A 15,204-nucleotide genomic window follows, 5' to 3' on the forward strand; every position below is an offset into this window, starting at 1 on the left:
GATGAGTGACGAGAACCCCGAGTCACATTCTCCTGAGGACGAGGGCGCACAGAACGCGGAGCCTGCCGATCACCCCGCTGAACATGCAGCTGATGACGAGCAGGAGACTGTACAGCAGAAGAAGGAGCGCCTGGAGGCGGCCCTACGCAGATACCGGGCCACACTGCGCAATGAGGCTGAGACCGGCAACGACGGTTTCAGCGCCGACTATTACAGATCGCAGAAGCCTCCGCATTGGTGACGGGAGGTCACCAGTGACCGTCGAACACGGCTGGCCAGAAGCCAGAAACCAGCGACCGGATACCAGAGCATGACAATGGCGAAGGCCCGATTCCCCATCAGGGAACCGGGCCTTCGCCATGGTCGCCTCAATCAGTGGCGCGGAGGATCGGTCGATTCGGTGTCGTCGAAGGGGCCAGCCGTGCTGGCTGGGCCCTCGGCGGGACCGCCGACGGTGGTCGCTGCCTGAGTCCGGAGGATTTCGCGGATATCGCCGAGTAGGTCTTCGGTGGTCGGAGGAACTTCTTCCTCGGGAGCGCCGCGCTTGCGCAGTTCATTGAGCTTGTTCATCGGGACGATGATGATGAAGTAGACGATGGCGGCGACGATCAGGAAGTTGATCGCTGCGGTGATCACGGCGCCCAGATCAATGGTCGTCTCCGGGACGCCTTCCTTGATGGTGAAGGACAGAGCAGGGCCCTCCCCACCACCGACGGCAGCGATCAGAGGGTTGATGATCTTGTCGGAGAACGCCGTCACGATCGCAGTGAAGGCCCCGCCGATGATCACTGCTGTTGCGAGTTCGACGACATTCCCTTGGAGAATGAAGTCTCTGAAACCTTTAAGCATTAGAGACACCCTTTCGGCGTATATGTAAACAATAATGCGATGTTCAACGTTTCTATGACGATTACATGATACACACTGGTAACTCGCCCGCACGGTGAAGACATGCGATTCATATCACTGGAAAGATTTGTTAGCTAATCGCACGAAGGCGCGGTGAGGTCGGCCTGTTGTCATTTCTGAGTCAGCGGCGACTCACTGCGGGAGGATCGCGAAGCTGATCGGCATCCCCGCGAATTCTGCGATCCGCTCAGCATCATCCGAGGACAGAATCACTGAAACAAGCTGCCCTGATTGTGATGTAATGCCGTCGGGCTTGTCGACCAGTCGGGCTATTATGACTTCCTTGACGACGACTTCAGAGCCCCCATCGGGCAGCGAGCTGAATAGTCGAATTCGCTGTCCCGGCTGCAGCAGTGCCGCAGAAGCGTTATCGGCCAAACGCACGGGCATAAGGAGATCCGTGCTGCCCTCCGGCAGCGCCTGCTGGTCGAGGACGGCCGACTGAGTCAATGGCGAACCCTTGGACAGTCCGGCCGAAGTGCGCTTGTGTTCGGCATCCGATACCGCGGTGAAGACCTTGTCAGGGACGAGCTGTGTCGGGAATTCGACGACTGTCAGATCCTGAGTTCGGAGCTCAGAGCCCGGGGGCAGATTCCTGTTGGCGACGACGACGGACGTTCCGCCCTGATCGGGGGTGAGGATCCAGACCACGAGCGCGCATGCGCAGGCGAAGCAGACTGCTGCGGCGATTCTCTGCGGTTTGATCCGTGAAGACTTCGACCACGTCGACATTCTGGTTCTGAAGCGGCGCATGATTCCCATGCCCTGAGCCTGATTGTGCTCAGAGTTTCAGATCAAGGGAGCAGAAAGCGCCTGTGGGCAACGGTCGTGTGTGCACAGGCGAATCGCACATGAGTGGTCGGCCGATCCACAGTGAATGTACGCGCGAGTCGATGATCTGGACAGCGCTCGCGAGTCAGTTGGCGGAAGTGCTGCTGGCTGCGGGGGTGCTGGCAGCCGGTGAGTTGGACGTCGACGAGGACGAATCCGATGAGCTCGACGATTCCTTCGGCGCGCCGGACGCGTTCGACGAATCGGGTGAAGAGTTCGAGGAAGAGGAGACTGTGCTCGAATTGCTCGCGCGAGAGTCAGTGGCGTAGAAACCGGAACCTTTGAAGCTGATCCCCACGGTGCCGAAGACCTTCTTCAAGCGTCCCTGGCACTCTGGGCAGATCGTGAGCGAATCATCGCTGAAGTCCTGGTGGATATCAAAAGCGTGGCCACAGCTCTTGCAGGCGTAGGAGTAAACGGGCATTCGAGACCTTTCTTCGACGAGAAGATTATAGTCCACTGCGCACCGCGCGAATAACGCACGGGGTGAGGGGCTCGCACAAGCGTGGTCCTGTCCACAGACCTGGACGCATGAGTGGGTTTCTACGGCACGCCATCGAAGGTAAGCACCAGCGCATTAAAGGGTGAATACCAATCGCAGTCGACCGTGCAGTCGGCCCCTCGTTCGTTGCCGTCTCTGGTCAAACGAAGGTGTGAACACCCCGGTCGGTCACGGCCCGGCTGATCTGCAGGTCCCAGGGGTCAACGGTGAGCCCGGGGAGGTCGAGCTCCGTCGCGAAGCAGACACCGTAGACCTGGCTGCTGACACCGCTAGGTGAAACATCAACGTGGTGGTCACCGTCATCACCGTCCACGTGTTCACGCGCTGCCAAGGGCACCTCGCCCTGCGGGCCGAACGTGCGGTCGTAGAAACCGCCGCCGTTGCCCAAGCGAGCACCACCGGACCCGAAACCAAGGGCAGGTACGAACACAAGGTCAGGGGCCACCTCGGCGGATAGGAGATCGGACGCGGTCAGCGACGGCGACGGCTCGCGGATTCCCCACTTCCCGCGAGGTTCGAGGGTGGATATGGACTCGGCGACGGCACCGAACATGAGGGCGTGTCCGACCGCAGTGACCACGGGAAGGTAGACGATTCCGCCGTGGGCGAGGAACCGGTCGATGACCGGGTCCAGGGAGGGTTCGCCGGCCAAGGCGGCGTAGGCCAGCATCGAGCAGCCGGTCAGATCCGTGTCCGGCGATACCCTCTCGACCACGTGCCAGGCAGCCTCGGCAAGCGACGACTCGGCCTTGGCAATCGTGGTTTCGGACTTCGCAGACACCGAATCTGCGACCGCTGCAGCCCGAGCCGCGCGGTCGGTACGTATGAGTGCACGCAATTGCGCCTTCGAAGTTTCTGTATCCACGCTCTTCAGCCTAATCCGGGACACCACAATTGGTTAAGATGAGCGGCATGAGTGATGAATCGCAGCGCACTGTGCGCAAGGCCGTGATCCCCGTGGCCGGGCTGGGTACCCGCTTTCTCCCCGCGACCAAGGCGACCCCCAAGGAGATGCTGCCCGTCGTCGACAAACCAGCCATCCAATACGTCGTCGAAGAGGCAGCCGATGCAGGGCTGCAGGATCTCCTTATGATCACGGGTCGCAACAAGCGCCCCCTGGAGGACCACTTCGACCGCGTCGACGGTCTCGAGGCCGCGTTGGCCAAGAAGGGCGATGACAAGAAACTCGCCGCCGTTCGTCACGCATCCGAACTCGCTGACATCCACTACGTCCGCCAGGGCGACCCGAAGGGCCTGGGCCATGCCGTGCTCAAGGGCCGCCAACATGTGGGCGAAGAACCCTTCGCAGTCCTGCTCGGTGACGACCTCATCGACGAACGCAGCCCGATCCTGCCGAAGATGATCGAAGTCGCTGAGCAGACCGGCGGCAGCGTCGTCGCGCTGATGGAAGTTCCTCCCGAAGCGATCCACCTCTACGGCTGCGCCGCCGTCGAAGCCACGTCCGATGATGAGGTCGTCAAGGTCACCGGCCTGGTCGAGAAGCCGGAACAGGGTGAGGCCCCGTCGAACTTCGCGATCATCGGTCGCTACGTTCTCGCGCCGGAAATCTTCGACGTCCTCGAGACCACCGAACCGGGTCGCGGCAACGAAATTCAGCTCACCGACGCCCTCCAAACACTCACCGACGAGGACGGTGGCAACGGGGTCTACGGGGTCGTCTTCAAGGGCGCCCGCTACGATACGGGCGACAAGCTCGACTACCTCAAGGCCGTCGTGCAGATCGCCAGTTCTCGAGAAGACCTGGGAGCTGACCTCAACAGCTGGCTCAAGGAATACGTCGCAACGCTTCCCTGATATGCGTTCGCATCACCCCAACAGTGGACAGTCCCGCACCAGTGGGCATCACCGATGAGCATCCGAGAGCGGAGGCAGCCGTTTGTGGCCAGTCATCCTGACTGATCAGCAGTCCGACATCGTGTTGCGTCCGCTGCACAGGCGCGACGAGAGTCAGTGGCGAGAAGTCCGCAGGCACAACCGTGATTGGCTGCGTCCATGGGATGCGACGCTGCCGATCCCCGGCCAGCAGCTTCCCGGGTTTCGAACCATGGTCCGCATGTACGACAAGCAGGCTAAACGTGGGCAGTCGGTGCCGTTGGCGATCGAGGTCGGCGGTCGTTTCCGCGGCCAACTCACCGTCTCCAGCATCAGCTGGGGGTCCATCCTCAGCGGACAGATCGGCTACTGGATCGATTCGCGAGTCGCCGGACGCGGCATCACACCCATCGCTGTGGCCATGGCCATCGACCACAGCCTCTTCGCCCTGGGCCTGCACCGCATCGAGATCAACATCCGACCCGAGAACACGGCAAGCCTGCGCGTGGTCGAGAAGCTCGGCCTCCGCGACGAGGGGGTGCGCGAGAAGTACATGCACATCGACGGCAGTTGGTGTGACCATCGCACATTCGCCGTGGTCGCCGAGGAAGTTCCGCAGGGGATCCTCGCCGCCTACCGTCACAGCCTGAGAAACTTGTGAACTTGGTGCCTGTTTGACCGACACACCACAGTCCTTCACGTCGTTGCCGATCCGGGCGATCTAGGGTTGCAGTGTGGACACCAGCATCATCGTCGTTATCGCCATCATCGTGGTCTTCGCCGTTGTCGTGCCCACAATGATCCGCAAGTCAGCGACGGAGCTGTCCCGAGTCGAGATCGACACCGTTCCAGAACAGGCCGAGGTCGTCGCCGCCGATCCCCAGATCCCCGGCCACGATCACACCGAGCGGGCGAGAGTCTTTCACTCCTCCGCGACCATCGAACCAACCGTTCCGCGTCCCGACGTGGCACCGCTGACCGAGGCTCCGAAACTCAGCCTCTCCGCACGGGCACCCGAATTCGCCGTCATCGACGGACGCACCGACTCGAGTTCGACCACGAACACAAGCTCCACCACCGCCGAGGCGGACGAGCAGCACCAGCGCAGCTCGCTTCCCGTCGCCGTCGGTGAAACCCGCTCCGCCTACCTCGACAGCCTCAGCCACAGCGCACATGAGGCATCCGCGACGAGTGACAATGTTCGGCTGCTGCACCCGGCAGTGCACGCCGTATTCAACCAGTCGCCGCAGGGGGCGAACGGCAGAAGCTCGGCCGACGGAGGTGACGCAGCTGGGGGAAGCGCCCGTCCGGGACATGCTCAGCCACGATCGCTGCACACACGATCCACCGAATCCATCACCACAGGCACAACAGAGACGACCAGACGAGGTACACAGATTCCCAATCCGAGCTTCGGAGCTGATGAGGACCATTCGATGACTGAGAAAGCAACGACTCTGCGCGAGTCCATGAAATCGCTGCGCACGATGACGCGGGGATTTGCCCTGCTCTTCCTCGCCTTCGTCCTCGGCATTCTGGTCACGGGCGTGCTCGCGATGTTCTCGATCGTCCACGTCGCCCTCACCGGAGTCTTCTGCGGAGTCGCAATCGTCTCCCTCCTCATCGTGCGTACGCTCAACCTGCGCAAGCGCGAAGTCAAGGCTCGCCTCCGCGAAATCGAAGGGCGGACAGCGAAAACCAGGAACGGCGCAACGAAGACGAGAGCTGCGCAAAGGACGAGCGCTGCCCCGAAAGCACCCGCCGCCTCGTCGAGGACGGCAGCTCCGACGGCCGGTGCTTCGAAGACCGGTGCACCCACGACTGCTGCTCCGAAGGCCGCGGAAGCCAAGCCGACCGCGGCGCGGCCGGCGGGATCGACGAAGGCTGCCCAGGCGCGCGCCGTGATGCAGCGCAACGCGAGCGCGAAGCACAACCGGGAAGAAGCAGACACCGGCGAGATTCCGCTCGTGCGCATCCGCAACGAAGCCGCGGAGGGACACACCACCCGTCAGGTGCTGCTCACCGGACCGATCCCCATCGTCGAAGAAGCAGCCGACGCCGATGCGACCGAGACTGCAGAGGCCTCCACTGCAGAGAAGACCTCAACGGAGAAGACACCCGCGGAGAAGGCCGCTGCGACCAAGGCGGCTTCCGAGGTCAGTGCGGACGAATCCACGCCGACCGCAAAGTCGAGCATCGCAGCGGGATCGGTGTCGGAAGCTGAGGCCGCGCCGCAGGCTGACCCCACTGCAGAGACCGACTCTGCTGAAGACCCCGACTCTGACAGGGATGCCGGTGCCGAGACGACAGCGTCGAAGGCCGACACTGGCAACGTGAGCGACCCGTTCATGCAGCGACTCCAGGCCCGTGATGCCTGGTCGCCGACGCCGCTGCCGGTGCCCAGCTACGTTGACGCCCCACATGTTGAGCACCCGGTCCCTGAGGCGAAGGCGGCCGATGCCTCGTCCTACGAGTCGTACGAGACCGAGGCCCGCAGCCGTGAGGACATCGCGGCTCAGTTCGCCGCTGAACTCGGCTACCGTGCCGAGCTCAGCGACTCGGCCCGTGATGACAGTCCGCTGGAACACGGCCGCAAGGCGATTCGGACCAACAAGGGCCCCGAGCTGGGCGCCGTCGACGACGTTCTCGCCCGCCGCCGCGCCTGAACGCGGCACGTTTCTTCACTCGCACCTGAACGGCGCGGACAACCGCGGGTGCCGCCTCGGCAGCTGCGGAGGCTGATCGGCCTCGACGACTGCCGGCTGGATCAGTCGGAGAAGGCGAACCAGCAGATGGAATCACGACGGTCCTGATCCGCAAGGACCAGTTGGCGGATCCGCCTCGGCAGTTGGGCCCTCTGCCAGTCACGTTCGGCCCGCCCCGCCGCAGGATCCTCGGGATTCGCGCTGCGGACCGCTTTGATGGCATAGGCGGCCGCGCCAAGGTCATGTTCGGCAACGTGCCCGACGCACGCTGCCTGCCCTGCCGAATAGGCCGCGAACCGCGCTGCGCCCCGCAGCGGTCGGGCTGCACCCATCGCGTGCCCTCCGACGGCGCGGGCCACCATCATGGGCATGCTGCCGTCCGCCCAGGCACGGGCGGCTGCCACGGCATCGCGCGGTCGATGGTCATCAGACCGCTGATCTTCGAAGAGGTGCAGAACGTGCTCGGCGCAGTCGGCTGCCCAGAGTGCCAGCAGTCGGTGATCGTCATCGCTCAGGGTGCCTCCGCGGCGAATGGTGACCATCGCCGGGTCACGGACTTCCGGAAGGATCATGGTTGCCCGCTCATCGCGGTCGGTTGACTGCTCGGCGCGGTCGGCTGAACGCGAAGCCGCACATCGAGTTCATGCATGAGGCGGTTGATGTGATTGGTGTTCGCTCTTGTCCGGCCCGGCCTCTCATTAGAATCGTCCGGCCGCTCAGCGGAACGGCTCGACATCGCGTTGGAATCACCCGACATCGCACTGATCCTCGGGTAGCGCCGAAGGACATCGCAGAGTTGCACAGTGGCATACGACGCGAAGTGTTCGGCGAAGAAGCCGAGGCCAGAGCACTCGTCTGAGCTATCCGCGAGTTCGATGACTCGGATGGCATGCGCAGGTGCGCGCAGAATGTGTTTGACCTGTGCCAGATCGGCTAAGGGATGCAGATAGGCTGATGCGGCGGCATCTCCGGCGGCCATCGCCGCATGGAACGCAACGTCGGATGAGGCCTCTCTCCCGGCTCGATGGGCGGCTGGAGCACTCACGCGCCGAGCCCGTGATCGTGGTTCGCCGCGGGCGACGGCAAGTGCGGCGTCGAGGGCATGCCGGGGTCTGGTGTCCGCGGGACATCGCAGTTCGAAATAAGGGAGCACCACTTCGGCGGTGGCAGAGGTGAATGCGGTGACAGCTCGGAGGTCGTCCCTGCTCCATGCGAAGTCAGCCTCGCGAGGTCGACTCACTCGTTCGCGATCGATGCTCACACTGCCCGATTGTAGCTTCGGCGCGGGTGGCGCGGGCGGAGCCTCACCGCCACGCCGCCGGTGGAGGGTCAGCCTCAGGCGCGGGGCAGGGCCACGTACTTGAGCTCGAGGAACTCCTCGATGCCCACGCTTCCTCCTTCGCGACCGAGTCCGGACTTCTTCACGCCGCCGAAGGGTGCTGCGGGGTTGGAGACCAGGCCGGTGTTGAGGCCGACCATGCCGGTCTGCATCTTGTCGGCCAGATTCAGGGCACGTTCGACGTTCTCGCTGAACAGGTAGCCGGCCAGACCGAACTCAGTCTCATTGGCCAAGGCCATTCCCTCCTCGTCGGTGTCGAAGGTGACGATGGGAGCCACGGGTCCGAAGATCTCGGTGGTGCGAATCTCGGAGTCCTGGGGCACATCGGTCATGACCGTCGGGGTGTAGAAGAACCCCTTGCCCTCGATCTTCGAACCGCCGGTGAGGATCGTCGCACCCTTGGACACAGCATCGTCGACGAGGGATGACACCTTGTCCAGGGCATCCTGGTCGACCAGCGGACCTACCTCGGTGCCGTCGTCGAGGCCGTTGCCGACCTTCATCGCGCCGAGGCGCTCGGTGAGCTTTTTCGAGAACTCCTCGGCGACCGAGGAGTGGACGAACAGGCGGTTCGCCGAGGTGCAGGCCTCGCCGCCGTTGCGCATCTTCGCCTGGACCGCACCGGTGACGGCCTTGTCGATGTCGGCGTCCTCGCAGACGACGAATGGGGCGTTGCCGCCGAGTTCCATCGAAGTCTTCATGACATTGTCGGCGGCCTGCTTGATCAAGCCGATGCCCACCTCGGTGGAACCGGTGAAGGTGATCTTGCGGGCGATGCCGGATTCCATCCACGGGGTGACCACGCGGCGGGCGGAGTCGGAGGTGACGACGTTGAGGACGCCGGCGGGCAGGCCTGCCTCGATGAGCACGTCGACGAGCATGAGCGAGGTCAGCGGGGTCAGCTTCGCAGGCTTGAACACCATGGTGCAGCCGGCGGCGATGGCCGGGCCGATCTTGCGGGTACCCATCGCCAGGGGGAAGTTCCACGGGGTGATGAGGATGCAGGGCCCGACCGGTTCGCGGGAGACCATGACGCGGGTCTTGCCGTCGGTGGACTGGGTGTATTCGCCGCCGACGCGCACGGCTTCCTCGGAGAACCAGCGGAAGAATTCGGCGCCGTAGGTGACCTCGCCCTTGGACTCGGCGAAGGGCTTGCCCATTTCGGCGGTCATGACAGCGGCGATGTCATCAGCCCGTTCGATGAGGAGTTCGAAGGCGCGGCGCAGGATCTCGGCGCGTTCACGTGGAGGGGTGGCTGCCCATGTCTCCTGGGTGTCACCGGCGACCTTGATGGCCTCTTCGGCATCGGCAGCGGATCCGTCGGCGATCGTGGTGATGCGGTCACCGGTCGCGGGATTGTGGACGTCGAGGGACTTTCCGCCCTCGGCATCACGCCACTGGCCATTGATGAACAGTCCGGTGTTGAGCTTGTCGATGATCGGTGTGATGTCCACGACTGATCCTCCCTTGGTGGTCGTTGAAGCATGGCCGCGTCGTGGCTGAAATGCACGCTAGAGCGCAACTGTGACCAGTGTAGTGGTGATCACCGATGCGAGCTATACGGAATTCGTTGTCTGAGGTCCGTTTTCATGCGACGTTCGAGGCATGGCCGACAGCGAAGCATGAGCGAGTGCGCTTGTGGCCAGCAGCAGTCTGTTGTGCATCGTGATGCCCCGGATCACTTCGACGCAGATCCGGTCCCTGCTCAGGGCGTCGGTGATCGGTGTGGTGTTCCTGCCCGCGATCTCGGCCAATGCCTGAATGTGGCGGAGGATCGTGTCGCGCCCGACGGGATAACCTGAGGCGCTCAACTCCTCGAGCACGTCTGCCATCGATGTCACTGCCGTCGGCGAGATGTCCGGCCAGCCCAGTTCCTTGAGGACGTTGCGGATGTCGTGTTCGAAATCTGAATCTCCTGGCCTCGCCGAGGCGGTGCCCGGAGACAGCGCATTGCTCGCCTCCAGCGCCAACTGCTGGCAGATCCCCATCAGATCGATGTTCTCCAGGCTTTCGTCGTCGATGGCCCGAGTCAGCGCGGTGATGGAGCCGATCGACGATCCGAGCTCGCGACGCAGGCAGGTGATGAGCGCGAGCCGGTCGACGTGGGCCGGAGCATAGTCGGCCGTGGTCGCATTGCGCTTGCGCCCGGGCGGAAGAATGCCGACATGGATGTAGTACTTGATGCTGGCGGTCGAGACCCCGGTCTCCTGCGCCAAGGTGCTGAGTTTCATGACGATCCCCATTCGGTGTGGATGGCTGCGTGCCAACGTGGGATGGCGACGTGGCCGCCCGGCAGCGTGGCCGCCCGGCGACGTGGCCGCCCGGCAGCGTGGTGTCAGCGTGCACGGTGCAGTCAGCGACTGTTTCTCGGATAGCAATCAGGGCTTAGCTATCTACGTTGCCGCCCTTGGTTAGTGAAACTATCTTAGGTCTATGACGACGATGTTCATAGCAATCCACGCTCTTGCCGCCTCTGGCGTTGTGCTCTTGGCCCCTGTCCAGATCATCCGGCGGACCAAGGATCGCAAGCACAGATGGATCGGGCGATCGTGGGTCGTCCTCATGTACCTCGTGTGCGTGAGCGGCATGTTCATCTACACCCTCAGCGGCAGCTTCACGATCTTCCACGCGCTCGCGATCTTCACCTTCGGGACCACAACCGTCGGAGTCATTGCGATCCGGAGAGGAAACATCCGCAGGCACATCGGGATGATGATCGGATCATGGCTCGGCGCGCTGACGGCGGGTGCCTTCGCCGCGATCATTCCGGGCAGGGAGATACCGCAGCTGGCGGTCGCCGACCCGGGTCTGCTGTGGGGCGCCGTTGCAACAATCGTCATCGCCGCCACGGTCTGGGTCGGCTACGTTCTCAAATTCGTGCCGACTCAGGCACGCAGCTCTTCGAATTCGGGATTCTTGCGGAAGAACTCCATGACATAGGAACAGGTCGTACGGAACTTCAGGTCCGCCTCGGCGCTGGTCTCGAGGGCGAAGCGCACCAGATGTGCGGCGATGCCGCGGCCACCATAAGCGGGGGACACCTCGGTGTGGGTGAACGTGCGCACTGCGGATTCGGACGTGTCATCAGGGCTGGCCTCGCGGTCGATGTAATCGACGTGTCCGATGACCTTGTCGTCGTGGCTCACCGTGAAGCGAGACGCCGCGATGTCCTGGGCAAAGGTGTACGTCTCGTCCGAGATCTCGAGGTCCATGAACGCTCCTTAAGGCGAAGGTGTCGGCCATCCCCATGCCAGCACGTGGATGAGTCAGTCCTGATACATGAAACTATAGTTGTGTTCCCCATCGAGCGACTAACCTGTTGAGCAACCCGTTCTTTCGGCCGTTCCCGGCGACGGCCAGACATCCTCAAGGAGCCGACCTATGTCCTCTCACGCCCCAGCCACCATGGTCGATGCTCACACGCTGATCCTGCACGAAACAGGCTTCGAAGTCAGCGAACTCAGCCTCGACGACATCGACGACTACGTTGAACTCGTCGCCTCCGCCTACCGGGGTGAGCCCTCGAAGCAGGGGTGGACGACCGAGGCGGATCTGCTCAGCGGCCAGCGACTCGACGCCGATATGGCCCGCGAGATGCTCGCCGAGCCCGATGCGTCGATGATCCTCGTCCGGTCCGCCGAAGGGCAGGCTGTGGGCAGCGTCTACCTGCGCGAACCCGTCGAGGGAATCGCCTACCTCGGTGTGCTCGCGGTCTCCCCGGTGGGGCAGGGCCAGGGCGTGGGATCGGCACTGATGAACCTCGCCGAGGCATGGGTGGCCGAACGCTGGAACGCCCACTCGCTGCAGATGAGCGTCATCAACAAGCGCACCGAACTCATCGCCTACTACGAGCGCCGCGGATATGAACGCACCGGAGAGGTCGAACCCTTCCCCTACGGTGACGACCGCTTCGGTGTGCCGCTCGTCGACGACCTCGAATTCGTCGTTCTGGTCAAGCCGCTGAGCTGAGAGCCATCAACGCAGTGACAGACGCACATGGTGCCCAGCGAAATTCGCTGGGCACCATGTGCATCTCGGGAGACGGGGAGGAGGCGTGTCCCTCAGAAGATCATGGCCGGCACGACGAGTCCGCCGACGAGGACGATGGGTCCGATGATGACCATCGACATGCCGAACTTCACGAGGATACGCGTCAGCCGTGCCTTGCTGTCACCCGGAACCGTGGCCACGACCGTGGCGCCCAGCGTCGAGAACGGCGAGACGTCGACGACGGCCGAGCACACGCCCAGTGCTGCGATGAGAGCCCACCCGGGGACTCCGCCGGCAGCGATGAGCGGCAGCGCCAGAGGCACGAGTGCGGCGAGGATGCCGGTCGTCGATGCGAACGCGGAGACCAGTCCGCCCACCACGCAGAGCACGAGGGCGGCGATGAGCGGCGAACCGATCGCCTTGGCGCCCTCGCCCAGGAGGTCGACGGCGCCCATGTTCTGCAGCACGCCGACGAAGGTGATGATGCCGCCCACGAGGAGGACGGTCGACCAGTCGATCTTGGGCAGCGCGGCCTTGCCGGTCTTGGGATCGGCAAGCGAGAGGATCGCACCGAAGAGGAAGCACAGCAGCCCGATGTCCGGTTCCTTGCCGAACGCGGCCAGGACGACGACCGAGCCGATGAGGCCGACCATGAGAACGACGGTGAGGATCTGCACAAATGAGAAGGGCCCCGATTCGGCGCTCGCCGAGGAGCTGGAGGAGTCGAAGAGGGCTTCGTCCTCGTCGTCCTCACCGAAGGCCACCTTGGTCGCCGAGGCGGATCCGCGAGAGATCGTCGAACCGGCACCTTCGCCGGTGGTTCCGAATTCGTTCGTCCCGGCAGCGTCCGCTCCGAAGTGGGCAGAACCGGTCGCGGCCATGGCAGACTTCTTGCCGAAGAGCGAGCGACCGAACATGAAGTAGGCGACGGTGAGCATCACGATGTAGACGCCGACAGCGAGGCCGAAGAGCAGGAACGGGGACAGGTCGATTCCGGCATCATGGGCAGTGCTGTAGGTGACGATGCCGTAGAGGCTGGTCGGGGCGAACCCGCCGGCGCCGATGGCGAAGCAGATCGCCAGGCCCATCAGTGCGAAGTCGACTCCGTATTTGCGGGCTACCTGCATGCCCACGGGCATCATGACCAGACCGGCCAGGGGCGCACCCATGGCAGCGATGCACGCGGTGATGACGAAGAAGACGGCCGGCAGCAGGACTGCAGAGGAGCCGACCTTCTCCAGCGCCCAGTCGATGATCTTGTCGACGGTCCCGTTCTCCTGCGCGATCGCGAAGAAGTAGGTGACGCCGGCCAGCAGGATCATGATGGACAGTGGGAATTCGGCGATGATGTCATCGACGGTCATGTCGGTCAGGAACAGGCCGGTTCCGGCCGCGCCGACGAGCATGAGCACGCCGATCTGTACTCCGCGGATCGCGCCGATGGCGAAGAGTGCGATGAAGATCAACAGCGCAATGATTTGTACGAGCATGGGTCCCCAATAAGGCTGAAATATCGCTGAGCGAAACTGGCTGATTCGCTGAGTGACACTACCACCTCAGTACGGGCAGGGGCGGTTGCTTCCACGGCAACGGCCGATATTTCCCGTCTATCGGCACTTGGGTGTGTTCGGGCGTGCTCGGCGGGGTCGGAATCAGCCGGGTTCCGGTGAGCTCAGCCCATGACGTTTCCGCTGGTTCCCGCCGGATTCCGCAGACGCGAGAAGGTTCCCAGATTCAGTGTTCGTCCCGTGCGTTCCAGCGGAATCTGGACGGGATCATCGTCGTGGTCATGGCCGTTCTCGACGGCGTCGATGAGGCCTGCCATGAGCTCGCCGACCATCGGCGCATTCTTGAATTGGTTGCCGCTGGTGCCGACCGCCAGATAGAAGCCGTCGACCTCGGAGCGGTCGTAGATGGGAGTCCAGTCGGTTGAGGCGTCGTAGACTCCCACGACTCCGCGGGCCCGGTTCGGGATCGTGATGTCGTTGAAGCGTTTGGCCGCTCGCAGCGCCTGAGTCTCGAACTGCTCGGGACGAACGCTCAACGTGACGGCGTCAGGGTCGTCGATCCACTCCAGTTCGTCGCACTCGGGCTCTGTGCCTCCGATGAGAAGCTGCCCGCCCACCTCGGCGCGCATATAGGTTCCGACGCCGGCGTCCAGGATCGCGGGGATGGGGGAGCCGTCGCTGCGGATGACGGTCGATTCCGCCGGCAGGGTGTGAACCTCTTGGCGCAGGGGAGTGAGCGAGATTCCGTGGTCCGATCCGACGCCGGCGAGCTCGTTGAGCTTCGATGACCAGGGCCCTGCGGCATTCACGACGACATCGGCGTCGAGAAGGCGGCCGTCGGCGAGGCTGATGGTCCAAGTCGGGCTCGGCTGATCGGTGCTGCTCTCTTTGCAGTCGGCGCCCGGTGCGTCGCGGTTCGCATCGGAGGCTCGGTGCTGCAGTCCGAGGACTTCGGCGTTGTAGAGGAAGGTCGCACCGTGTCGCCCGGCGGCGCGGACAAAGTTCTCCGTAGCCAGCACCGGGTCGGAGATGTACCCGCCGTCCGGTGTGTACAGTGCCGTCGCGGGTTCCTCGCTCTCGTCGAGGAACGCCGGATCATCGGGGCGCACCGGCGGGAAGTGGTTCGAGGTGTCGACGCCGGGCAGCTCACGGGCGAGATCGGCCGCATCCCACTCGGCATAGGGAATCGCAAGGTCCTCGAAGTCGGTCCGCACATTGGCCGGGAGCAGACCGGGAATATCGATGACGGCCATTCCAGTGCGGATGAAGTCCGCGACCGGCTCCGACTCCGGTGCTTCGACATGCTCGCGCAGATTCTCCCACCGGTGCTTCGACTCCCAGGCCAGGGCGATAGAGTCCCGCAGCGAATAGGTGAAGCGGACGATCGCGCTGGTGGCTCCGGTCGAGCCTTGGGCCGGTCCCGGTTTCTTGTCGACGACGGTGACCGCGTAGCCGCGTTTGGCCAATGAGTGGGCGATTGATGCCCCCATCACCCCGCTGCCGACGACTACCGCCTTCGCGCTCATTGCTGGACCTTTCGCCTGCCTACTGATTCGACCTGTCGCCCACGGTCGGGGTCGTAGCCTC

17 protein-coding genes and 1 pseudogene are annotated in these 15,204 nt (G+C 63.6%); 7 read left to right on the forward strand and 11 right to left on the reverse strand.

The window, feature by feature from the left end:
* Nucleotide 1: 1 nt before the first annotated feature.
* Nucleotides 2-241 carry a hypothetical protein gene (locus BLT92_RS13160; RefSeq protein ID WP_157691439.1) on the forward strand — a complete coding sequence of 80 codons (240 nt, stop codon included), beginning with the start codon at nt 2-4 and terminating at the stop codon, nt 239-241.
* 131 nt (nt 242-372) lie between these two features.
* Here the strand turns inward: BLT92_RS13160 and mscL are convergent, their stop codons facing one another.
* Nucleotides 373-849, reverse strand: a complete 477-nt coding sequence (mscL, locus tag BLT92_RS13165) for a large conductance mechanosensitive channel protein MscL (protein ID WP_092106224.1) — start codon at nt 847-849, stop codon at nt 373-375.
* A 192-nt stretch (nt 850-1,041) separates the two neighbouring features.
* The gene (locus BLT92_RS13170; RefSeq protein WP_092106226.1) at nt 1,042-1,671 is read right to left on the reverse strand and encodes an SAF domain-containing protein; all 630 of its coding nucleotides are present in this window, start codon (nt 1,669-1,671) and stop codon (nt 1,042-1,044) included.
* 131 nt (nt 1,672-1,802) lie between these two features.
* Here BLT92_RS13170 and BLT92_RS21125 point away from each other — a divergent pair, with 131 nt between their 5' ends.
* Complete coding sequence (locus tag BLT92_RS21125; protein WP_331712252.1) at nt 1,803-2,009, forward strand: hypothetical protein; 207 nt, start codon at nt 1,803-1,805, stop codon at nt 2,007-2,009.
* A gap of 14 nt (nt 2,010-2,023) precedes the next feature.
* Here the strand turns inward: BLT92_RS21125 and BLT92_RS21130 are convergent.
* Nucleotides 2,024-2,164: pseudogene (locus BLT92_RS21130) on the reverse strand (FmdB family zinc ribbon protein); the annotation flags it as partial.
* Nucleotides 2,165-2,381: 217 nt separating this feature from the next.
* The gene (locus BLT92_RS13180; protein ID WP_092106230.1) at nt 2,382-3,107 is read right to left on the reverse strand and encodes a 5-formyltetrahydrofolate cyclo-ligase; all 726 of its coding nucleotides are present in this window, start codon (nt 3,105-3,107) and stop codon (nt 2,382-2,384) included.
* Between the two features lie 47 nt (nt 3,108-3,154).
* On the opposite strand from BLT92_RS13180, the gene galU reads away from it, so the two are divergent.
* From galU to BLT92_RS13195, 3 genes are all read left to right on the forward strand, one after another.
* The gene (gene galU, locus BLT92_RS13185) at nt 3,155-4,057 is read left to right on the forward strand and encodes a UTP--glucose-1-phosphate uridylyltransferase GalU (protein WP_092106232.1); all 903 of its coding nucleotides are present in this window, start codon (nt 3,155-3,157) and stop codon (nt 4,055-4,057) included.
* An 82-nt stretch (nt 4,058-4,139) separates the two neighbouring features.
* Nucleotides 4,140-4,736, forward strand: coding sequence for a GNAT family N-acetyltransferase (locus BLT92_RS13190; protein ID WP_092106234.1), 597 nt, complete (start codon nt 4,140-4,142; stop codon nt 4,734-4,736).
* Nucleotides 4,737-4,809: 73 nt separating this feature from the next.
* Nucleotides 4,810-6,741, forward strand: coding sequence for a hypothetical protein (locus tag BLT92_RS13195; protein WP_092106236.1), 1,932 nt, complete (start codon nt 4,810-4,812; stop codon nt 6,739-6,741).
* Nucleotides 6,742-6,842: 101 nt separating this feature from the next.
* Here BLT92_RS13195 and BLT92_RS13200 read toward each other — a convergent pair whose 3' ends face one another.
* The 4 genes from BLT92_RS13200 to BLT92_RS13215 all read right to left on the reverse strand — a co-directional run bounded on the left by BLT92_RS13200 (nt 6,843) and on the right by BLT92_RS13215 (nt 10,350).
* A complete protein-coding gene (locus BLT92_RS13200) occupies nt 6,843-7,352 on the reverse strand; it encodes a putative immunity protein (protein ID WP_092106238.1) in 510 nt (169 codons plus the stop codon).
* Entirely contained in the window at nt 7,349-8,041 is a 693-nt protein-coding gene (locus BLT92_RS13205) for a putative immunity protein (RefSeq protein ID WP_092106240.1), read from the reverse strand. The genes BLT92_RS13200 and BLT92_RS13205 overlap by 4 nt, the downstream gene beginning before the upstream one ends.
* Before the next feature lie 74 nt (nt 8,042-8,115).
* Entirely contained in the window at nt 8,116-9,573 is a 1,458-nt protein-coding gene (locus BLT92_RS13210; protein WP_092106242.1) for an NAD-dependent succinate-semialdehyde dehydrogenase, read from the reverse strand.
* 102 nt (nt 9,574-9,675) lie between these two features.
* A complete protein-coding gene (locus BLT92_RS13215) occupies nt 9,676-10,350 on the reverse strand; it encodes a MerR family transcriptional regulator (RefSeq protein ID WP_157691440.1) in 675 nt (224 codons plus the stop codon).
* Nucleotides 10,351-10,552: 202 nt separating this feature from the next.
* Here BLT92_RS13215 and BLT92_RS13220 point away from each other — a divergent pair, with 202 nt between their 5' ends.
* Nucleotides 10,553-11,059 carry a DUF2306 domain-containing protein gene (locus BLT92_RS13220; RefSeq protein ID WP_092106246.1) on the forward strand — a complete coding sequence of 169 codons (507 nt, stop codon included), beginning with the start codon at nt 10,553-10,555 and terminating at the stop codon, nt 11,057-11,059.
* Here BLT92_RS13220 and BLT92_RS13225 read toward each other — a convergent pair.
* Nucleotides 11,005-11,331 carry a GNAT family N-acetyltransferase gene (locus tag BLT92_RS13225; RefSeq protein WP_092106248.1) on the reverse strand — a complete coding sequence of 109 codons (327 nt, stop codon included), beginning with the start codon at nt 11,329-11,331 and terminating at the stop codon, nt 11,005-11,007. The genes BLT92_RS13220 and BLT92_RS13225 overlap by 55 nt on opposite strands.
* A 169-nt stretch (nt 11,332-11,500) precedes the next feature.
* Between BLT92_RS13225 and BLT92_RS13230 the strand changes: the two genes are divergently transcribed.
* On the forward strand, nt 11,501-12,088 hold the full coding sequence (locus tag BLT92_RS13230; RefSeq protein ID WP_092106250.1) for a GNAT family N-acetyltransferase: 588 nt from the start codon (nt 11,501-11,503) through the stop codon (nt 12,086-12,088).
* A 92-nt stretch (nt 12,089-12,180) separates the two neighbouring features.
* On the opposite strand, the gene BLT92_RS13235 is transcribed toward BLT92_RS13230, so the two are convergent.
* The gene (locus BLT92_RS13235; protein WP_092106252.1) at nt 12,181-13,599 is read right to left on the reverse strand and encodes an SLC13 family permease; all 1,419 of its coding nucleotides are present in this window, start codon (nt 13,597-13,599) and stop codon (nt 12,181-12,183) included.
* Between the two features lie 182 nt (nt 13,600-13,781).
* Complete coding sequence (locus BLT92_RS13240; RefSeq protein ID WP_092106254.1) at nt 13,782-15,143, reverse strand: NAD(P)/FAD-dependent oxidoreductase; 1,362 nt, start codon at nt 15,141-15,143, stop codon at nt 13,782-13,784.
* Nucleotides 15,144-15,204 lie beyond the last annotated feature (61 nt).

The organism is Brevibacterium picturae, from assembly GCF_900105045.1.
In the GTDB taxonomy this organism is placed as follows: Bacteria; Actinomycetota; Actinomycetes; order Actinomycetales; family Brevibacteriaceae; genus Brevibacterium; species Brevibacterium picturae.

What these genes read in the sequence shown, in the direction of transcription:
- BLT92_RS13200 (WP_092106238.1), bottom strand. Translation starts at nt 7,352, where the DNA reads ATGATCCTTCCGGAAGTCCGTGACCCGGCGATGGTCACCATTCGCCGC.
- mscL (WP_092106224.1), bottom strand. Translation starts at nt 849, where the DNA reads ATGCTTAAAGGTTTCAGAGACTTCATTCTCCAAGGGAATGTCGTCGAA.
- BLT92_RS21125 (WP_331712252.1), top strand. Translation starts at nt 1,803, where the DNA reads ATGATCTGGACAGCGCTCGCGAGTCAGTTGGCGGAAGTGCTGCTGGCT.
- BLT92_RS13215 (WP_157691440.1), bottom strand. Translation starts at nt 10,350, where the DNA reads ATGAAACTCAGCACCTTGGCGCAGGAGACCGGGGTCTCGACCGCCAGC.
- BLT92_RS13225 (WP_092106248.1), bottom strand. Translation starts at nt 11,331, where the DNA reads ATGGACCTCGAGATCTCGGACGAGACGTACACCTTTGCCCAGGACATC.
- BLT92_RS13160 (WP_157691439.1), top strand. Translation starts at nt 2, where the DNA reads ATGAGTGACGAGAACCCCGAGTCACATTCTCCTGAGGACGAGGGCGCA.
- BLT92_RS13235 (WP_092106252.1), bottom strand. Translation starts at nt 13,599, where the DNA reads ATGCTCGTACAAATCATTGCGCTGTTGATCTTCATCGCACTCTTCGCC.
- galU (WP_092106232.1), top strand. Translation starts at nt 3,155, where the DNA reads ATGAGTGATGAATCGCAGCGCACTGTGCGCAAGGCCGTGATCCCCGTG.
- BLT92_RS13170 (WP_092106226.1), bottom strand. Translation starts at nt 1,671, where the DNA reads ATGGGAATCATGCGCCGCTTCAGAACCAGAATGTCGACGTGGTCGAAG.
- BLT92_RS13240 (WP_092106254.1), bottom strand. Translation starts at nt 15,143, where the DNA reads ATGAGCGCGAAGGCGGTAGTCGTCGGCAGCGGGGTGATGGGGGCATCA.
- BLT92_RS13220 (WP_092106246.1), top strand. Translation starts at nt 10,553, where the DNA reads ATGACGACGATGTTCATAGCAATCCACGCTCTTGCCGCCTCTGGCGTT.
- BLT92_RS13230 (WP_092106250.1), top strand. Translation starts at nt 11,501, where the DNA reads ATGTCCTCTCACGCCCCAGCCACCATGGTCGATGCTCACACGCTGATC.